8 protein-coding genes are annotated in these 6,192 nt (G+C 67.6%); 1 reads left to right on the top strand and 7 read right to left on the bottom strand.

Features of this window, described 5'->3' with window-relative positions:
• The 3 genes from QOI01_RS17015 to QOI01_RS17005 form a co-directional block, all read right to left on the bottom strand.
• A partial coding sequence (locus QOI01_RS17015; RefSeq protein WP_526382916.1) for a DNA-formamidopyrimidine glycosylase family protein occupies window positions 1-485 on the bottom strand: 485 nt, incomplete at its 3' end.
• A 3-nt stretch (window positions 486-488) separates the two neighbouring features.
• Window positions 489-962 carry a ribose-5-phosphate isomerase gene (locus QOI01_RS17010; RefSeq protein ID WP_526382914.1) on the bottom strand — a complete coding sequence of 158 codons (474 nt, stop codon included), beginning with the start codon at window positions 960-962 and terminating at the stop codon, window positions 489-491.
• A 41-nt stretch (window positions 963-1,003) separates the two neighbouring features.
• Window positions 1,004-1,555 carry a TetR/AcrR family transcriptional regulator gene (locus QOI01_RS17005; protein ID WP_526382912.1) on the bottom strand — a complete coding sequence of 184 codons (552 nt, stop codon included), beginning with the start codon at window positions 1,553-1,555 and terminating at the stop codon, window positions 1,004-1,006.
• An 82-nt stretch (window positions 1,556-1,637) separates the two neighbouring features.
• On the opposite strand from QOI01_RS17005, the gene QOI01_RS17000 reads away from it, so the two are divergent.
• On the top strand, window positions 1,638-2,714 hold the full coding sequence (locus tag QOI01_RS17000) for an aldo/keto reductase (protein WP_526382910.1): 1,077 nt from the start codon (window positions 1,638-1,640) through the stop codon (window positions 2,712-2,714).
• Here QOI01_RS17000 and QOI01_RS16995 read toward each other — a convergent pair.
• From QOI01_RS16995 to QOI01_RS16980, 4 genes are all read right to left on the bottom strand, one after another.
• Window positions 2,667-3,620, bottom strand: a complete 954-nt coding sequence (locus tag QOI01_RS16995) for an isopenicillin N synthase family dioxygenase (protein WP_526382908.1) — start codon at window positions 3,618-3,620, stop codon at window positions 2,667-2,669. The two genes, QOI01_RS17000 and QOI01_RS16995, sit on opposite strands and share 48 nt — an antisense overlap.
• 31 nt (window positions 3,621-3,651) lie before the next feature.
• The gene (locus QOI01_RS16990; protein ID WP_526382906.1) at window positions 3,652-4,092 is read right to left on the bottom strand and encodes a nucleoside deaminase; all 441 of its coding nucleotides are present in this window, start codon (window positions 4,090-4,092) and stop codon (window positions 3,652-3,654) included.
• Window positions 4,089-5,489, bottom strand: coding sequence for a purine-cytosine permease family protein (locus tag QOI01_RS16985; protein ID WP_526382904.1), 1,401 nt, complete (start codon window positions 5,487-5,489; stop codon window positions 4,089-4,091). Before QOI01_RS16985 ends, QOI01_RS16990 begins: the two co-directional genes overlap by 4 nt.
• Window positions 5,490-5,617: 128 nt before the next feature.
• The coding region (locus tag QOI01_RS16980) for a mycothiol-dependent nitroreductase Rv2466c family protein (RefSeq protein ID WP_526382902.1) at window positions 5,618-6,192 on the bottom strand (575 nt) is incomplete at its 5' end.

Below are 6,192 nucleotides of genomic sequence, written 5' to 3'. Positions count from 1 at the left end.
TTTCCCACCCCGGCGATGACGGCCTGATCCATCAGCAGCGCACCGATCGGCCTGCGGGACTTGGTAATTCGCGCCCACGCGCGCGAAGGATCGGGAGCCCGACGCAGCGGGTCCGGTCCTAGTCTGGCGAGGATCTCGTCGACCTCGCCCTGGTGAATCACCTCGCAGGCGGTCGGGCCGCGCAGGTCGGTGCCGTACTCGGCCCCAACCATCCGCATCCGTACCTGACCGACCGGACCGGGCATGGGCACGGCACGCTCGGTGAACGTGCCGTAGAGCCCGAGGTGCACGTGGACGACCTGTCCGCCGACGTAGTGATGGAACAGGTGCTTGCCGTAGGCTTCGGCCCTGCGCAGCACCCGGCCACTGACCGCGGAGGCGGCCTCTTCGAAGCGCCCCTGGGGGCTGGACACGATGACCGGCGCGTGGGCGAACCGCTTCTGGTGCAGTCGGGCCAGCCGGTGGAGGGTGTGCCCTTCGGGCATCCCTCAGGCGCCTGGCACCGGCGGTGCGACGTGCGTCGCCTCGTACTCGGCGAGGATGTCGATGCGGCGCTGGTGGCGCGGCGCCTCGGACCATGCGGTGGTGAGGAACGCGTCGACGAAGGTGAGTGCGTCCGCGACGGTGTGCATCCGCGCACCGATGCCGATCAGTTGTGCGTTGTTGTGTTGGCGGGCCAACGACGCAGTCTCCACGCTCCAGGCCAGGGCACAACGGGCACCCGGCGCCTTGTTGGCGGCGATCTGCTCGCCGTTGCCGGAGCCGCCGATGACGATGCCGAGGCTGTCCGGATCGGCGACCGTCCTCTCCGCCGTGGCGATGCAGAACGCCGGGTAGTCGTCCTCCGCGTCGTAGGTGAAGGCACCGCAGTCGATCGGCTCGTGACCGCCGGATTCGAGGTGGGAGATGACGGCCTGCTTGAGTTCGTATCCGGCGTGGTCAGAGCCGAGGTAGACGCGCATGGCGGTCACACTACTGTCTCGCACTCATCCCGTCCCATGCCTCACCGCGTCGCCACCAGACCGTCGAGAAGGAGGTCGAGCATCCGGTGCGCCTGCGCGGCGGAGTGGCTGGCCAGGAAGATCCCGATGAGGCTCGAGACGACGTCCTCGGCGCGGACGTCGGACCGCAGGCTGCCATCCGAACTGCCTGCGCGCAGCAGAGCCTCGACGGCGCCGACCACGCTGTCCCTGGTGTCACTGGGTTTGACGGTGCCTGCGGCGAACATCGCTCGCAGCGACTCGGCCATCCCGCGCTTCGCCGCGACGAACGCCGCGTAGCGGTCCATCCAGCGGCGCAGCGCGACGAGCGGCGGGTGGCGCTCCAGCAGTTCGCCCGCCGATGCCGCCACCTCGGCGAGCTCGGTGCAGTAGACGGCCTCGATGAGTGCCTCACGGGTGGAGAAGTGCCGGTACAGCGTGCCGATCCCGACGCCCGCGTCGCGGGCGATGGCCTCGAGCGACACCGCGGTGCCGTCCGCGGCGGTGAACGCGACCGTCGCCGCGGCCAGCAGTCGCTCCCGGTTGCGGTGCGCATCAGCCCGAACTCTCGCCATAGCGGAGGCACCTCCGCTTCTGCTATCGTCGGACTAAGCGGAGGTTCCTCCGTCTTTGTCGAGTATCTCACTGAGGAGCGCCATGACGGAAACACCACACCCAGGGGGTCGGGCATGGATCGGAGAGTTCGAGGTCGCCCGCATCGGTTACGGCGCCATGCAACTAGAACCCGAGTCGACGTCGACCGAAGACGCGGTGGCCCTCCTGCGTCGCACCGTCGAGCTCGGCGTCAACCACATCGACACCGCATCGTTCTACTCGGACGGCGAGGTGAACCGTCGCATCCGGGCCGCACTGGCGCCCTACCGAGACGACTTCGTCATCGTCAGCAAGGTCGGTGCGCGCAGCGTCAGCGGAGGCCTCATTCCGCTCGCCTCTGCGCAGAAGCCGGCCGAACTGCGGGCCGCCGTCGAAGCCGATCTCGAGCAACTGGGACTCGACCGGATCCCCGTGGTGAACCTGCGACGCCTCGACCTCGGGCCGGGACTGCAGGCCGAAGGCGACCAGATCGTCGACCTCGACGACCAGCTGGCCGAGATGCTCGCACTACGCGAGGAAGGCAAGATCGGCGCGATCGGCATCAGCAGCGTGCCGCTCGAGATCGTTCGACGAGCACTCCCTGCGGGCATCGTCTGCGTGCAGAACGCCTACAGCCTGCTCAACCGGTCACAGGAAGTCCTGCTGAATCTCTGTGTGGCCGAGAACATCGCGTGGGTGCCGTACTTCCCGCTCGGGTCGTCGTTCCCCGGCTTCCCGAAGGTCGCCGCCGATCCGGTGGTGCTCGGCATCGCCGACGAACTGGGCGCCACTCCGTCGCAGATCGGACTCGCCTGGCTGCTGGCGCACACGTCCAGCACGCTGCTGATCGCTGGCACCCGCTCGATCGGTCACCTCGAGGAGAATCTCGGCGCGGGAGACATCGTGTTGGATTCGGACGCGCTGGCCCGGCTCGACGCCGTTTACGACCCCGCGACGGACCCGCTGGTCGACTCCCTTCCACATCCCTCTGATCCGCTCTGCATAGGCGGCCGCGAACCCAGCTGCGCGATCCGTCAGACCGTTGGCGACGTACCGGCCGCAGCCTCCGTTGTCGCCGCGGTCGGTGAGCAGCTAGCCAATGGTGATGGCGTCGAGGCGTTCCTTGATGAAGGACGATGACGTCACGGGTTCCGGGCCGGACACCCTTCCGATCGGGGGCGCCAGAGGCGTGACGAGCGCGTCGTGGTCGGCCTCGTAGAAGTAGATCAGCGAGACCAGATCCTCCTCGGGCGCCTCCGGCTGCGGCGGCAGTACCCGGTGCCGGCCGGACGGCCAGCGTCGACCACTCCAGTACTCCAGCAGATCGCCGATGTTCACGGTCAGCGCGTCGGGGTCATACGGCGCGTCGGCCCACCCCTCGGCCTCGGAGTACACCTGCAGCCCACCGGCTCCCGGCTCCCGATCGAGGACCGTGACGGTGCCGAAATCGGTGTGCGGCCCGATGCGGAACTGGCCCGGCTCCGGTTCCCCCACCACGCTGACGGGCGGGTAGTGGTTGATGTTCATCGTCCACGTCGGGTGGGCCGCCAGCTCGGCCCAGGGATTGGCGGGAAGCCCGAGGGCATGCGCGAAGAGCGCGAGCAGATCATCCGAGAGGCGACGCACAGCGGCGGTGTAGGCATTCGCCAACGCGTGCAGTTCCGGTACCTCGGCGGGCCAGACGTTGGGGGCGAACCAAATCCGGTCGACCTCGAGGTCGCCCGTCGCCGTCTCGGCTCCGAGGCTGTAGCTCTCCTTGAGATCCGGGGGCGTCTCGGTGCCCTCGGCATAGCCGTTGGCCTCCGCGCCTGGCCCGATCCACCCGTGACCGCCCACCGGCACGCTGTAGTGCTGCTTGACGGTGTCGGGCTGGCCGAAGAACTCGCGACTGGCGGCGCGCACCGCCGCGGCGAGACTTTGGTCGACGCCGTGGCCCGCGACCAGGATGAATCCGGCCTGTTGAAGACTCTCGTCCACCTCGGCGGCCACCGCGTCGGCTCCCGCTCCCCCTGCCCGCCAACGCGAGATGTCAATCGTCGCAATCACTTGTCTCTCCCGCCCAGCTGCGCCCACCCAATCATTCGCCGATGTCCTCCAACCAGAGCTCCGGATGCGCCGCGATGAAGTCCGTCATCATCTGCACGCACCGCTCGTCATCGAGAATCGTTATCGCCACGCCGTTTTCAGCCAGCCAGTCGTGACCACCGCTGAACGTCCGAGCCTCGCCGATCACGACGGCACCGATGTTGAACTGGCGCACCAATCCGCTGCAATACCAACAGGGCGACAGCGTGGTGACCATGATGGTCGAGCGGTAGTCGCGTTGGCGGCCCGCTGCCCTGAACGCGTCGGTCTCACCGTGCACCGACGGGTCGTTGTCCTGCACCCGGCGGTTGTGTCCGCTGCCCAGCAGCACCCCGTCCGCGCTGAACAGGGCCGCACCGATTGGTATCCCGCCCTCCGACAGACCCTTTCGGGCCTCGTCGACGGAGACGTCGAGCATCTGATCTGGTGTCATACCGTCGTGCGCTCGGTCGCGATCTTGGACTTGCACGCCAGCAGGTACAGGCCGCCCGCCAGGAGGAAGCCGACGAAGAAGGTGATGTCACCCAGTTGGGGCACGCCCCTGGCGATGTAGCCGGTGAACTTCTCCTGATTGGAGAACAGCAGCACCGACACGACGAGGCCGATCGCGAACGACGCCAGACCGCCCCAGTTGGCGTAGGACCGGTCGTACAGGAAGCCTGCGATCCTCCGGCCGCGCCGCAGGTACTGGTCGGCGAACACGACGCCGAGCCACGGCCCGATCCAGTACGCGATGATGAGCAGGAACGCCTCGTAGCTGGCCGCGGCGTCCGGAAGTGCCCACCAGGCCACCAGGAAACCCGCGACCCCGAAGAACACCGTGACCAGCGCCCGGGCGATGTGTGCGGGTAGCTTGACTCCGATCGTGACGAATGCCATTGCACCGGAATAGATATTGATCGAGTTGGCGGCGATCGCACCGATCGCGATGGCCAGCAGCGTCGCCTTCGCGATCGGTGACGCCAGCTCGCCGGTGAAGGCCTCGGTGGGGTTCTCAGACAGCGCGGGCCCGATCGTGACCGAGGCTGCGCCCACGGTCTCCAGCACCACGCAGGACAAGAACAGACCGGCCGAGGCGAACAGTCCGGTGCGCGCGGTGGATACGGTCGACGGGAGATAGCGGGTGTAGTCCGCGGCGTAGGGCGTCCAGCCCGCGGCGTAGCCGAATGCGGTGCCGACGGTGAGCAGGAAGCCACCCATGGAGCCGTCGCCGACGAACGGTTCCAGCGCGGGCGCGCCGAAGTGCGACTTGGTGAGGATCGCGACCGAGGCGATCACAAAGATCACGGCCAGCACCGCAAACGACCACCGCTCGAATGCTTGGACGAGGTTGTGGCCGAAGAACGCGAACGCCGTCTGCACCAGCACGATGATGATCAAGCCGACCAACGGACCGATGCCGAACAACGCCGCCAGTGCGTATGCGCCGCTGACGCTGTTGGTCGCGAACCAGCCCACTCCTGCCGTCACCGACATCAGGACCGCGGGCACGGCATTGCCCTTGAACCCGAACGCCAACCGGCCCAGCACCATCTGCGGCACGCCGTGCAGCGGGCCGCGAGCCGACAACAAGTAGTGGGCGGCAGCACCGAGCCCGGTGCCGATGACGATGCCCGCCACCGCCTGCCAGAAACTCATGCCGTACACGGCGACGGCGAGCACGCCGACGAAGATCGTCGCGAACTCGAGGTTCGGCGACGTCCAGGTCCAGAACAGCTGACTCGGTTTCCCGTGCCGGTCTTCTTCTGCGATGAACTCGTTCCCACCGGGTTCGACCGCGACGATTCTGTTGCGGTAGGAGCCGTCGGTGGTGGGCTCGGTCGCTGTCATGGGTACACCGTGGTGGTTGCGCCGACGGCCCGCAACCGGAATCGCTGATTAACCGTTTCGCGAAGGCCAGCCGAACGTGTGGAAGACGCTGCAGCCGGCGAGCGGCGCCCGGCACAGAGCCAGAACCGTCAGTCGAATTCGGGCGACTCGTGGCGGGTGCGCTTGAGCTCGAAGAAGTGGGGATACGCCGCGAAGATCACCGACGCGTCCCACAGCTTCCCGGCTTCTTCGCCGCGCGGGATCCGCGACAGCACCGGGCCGAAGAACGCCACGCCGTTGACGTGGATGGTGGGGGTGCCGACGTCGTCGCCGACCGCGTCCATCCCCGCGTGGTGGCTCTTGCGCAGCGCGTCGTCGAATTTGTCGCTGGTGGCGGCCTCGGCCAGTTCGGCGGGCAGCCCGACCTCTTCGAGTGACTCGGCGATGACTCGTTCGAAGCTGGGGTCGGTTTCTCGATACCCCTCGTTGTGGATCCTGGTACCCATCGCGGTGTACAGCGGGCTGAGGATCTCGTTGCCCTTGGCCTGCTCGGCCGCGATCGCGACGCGGACGGGTCCCCACGCCTTCGTCATCATCTCCTCGTACTGCTCGGGGAGATCGCGGCCCTCGTTGAGCACCGCGAGGCTCATGACGTGGAAGTTCACGTCGATGTCGCGGACCTTCTCGACCTCGAGAATCCAGCGTGACGTGATCCAGCACCACG

The organism is Mycobacterium sp. (assembly GCF_032162605.1).
Lineage (GTDB): Bacteria > Actinomycetota > Actinomycetes > Mycobacteriales > Mycobacteriaceae > Mycobacterium.
This window is presented reverse-complemented; position numbering and strand designations above follow the sequence as displayed.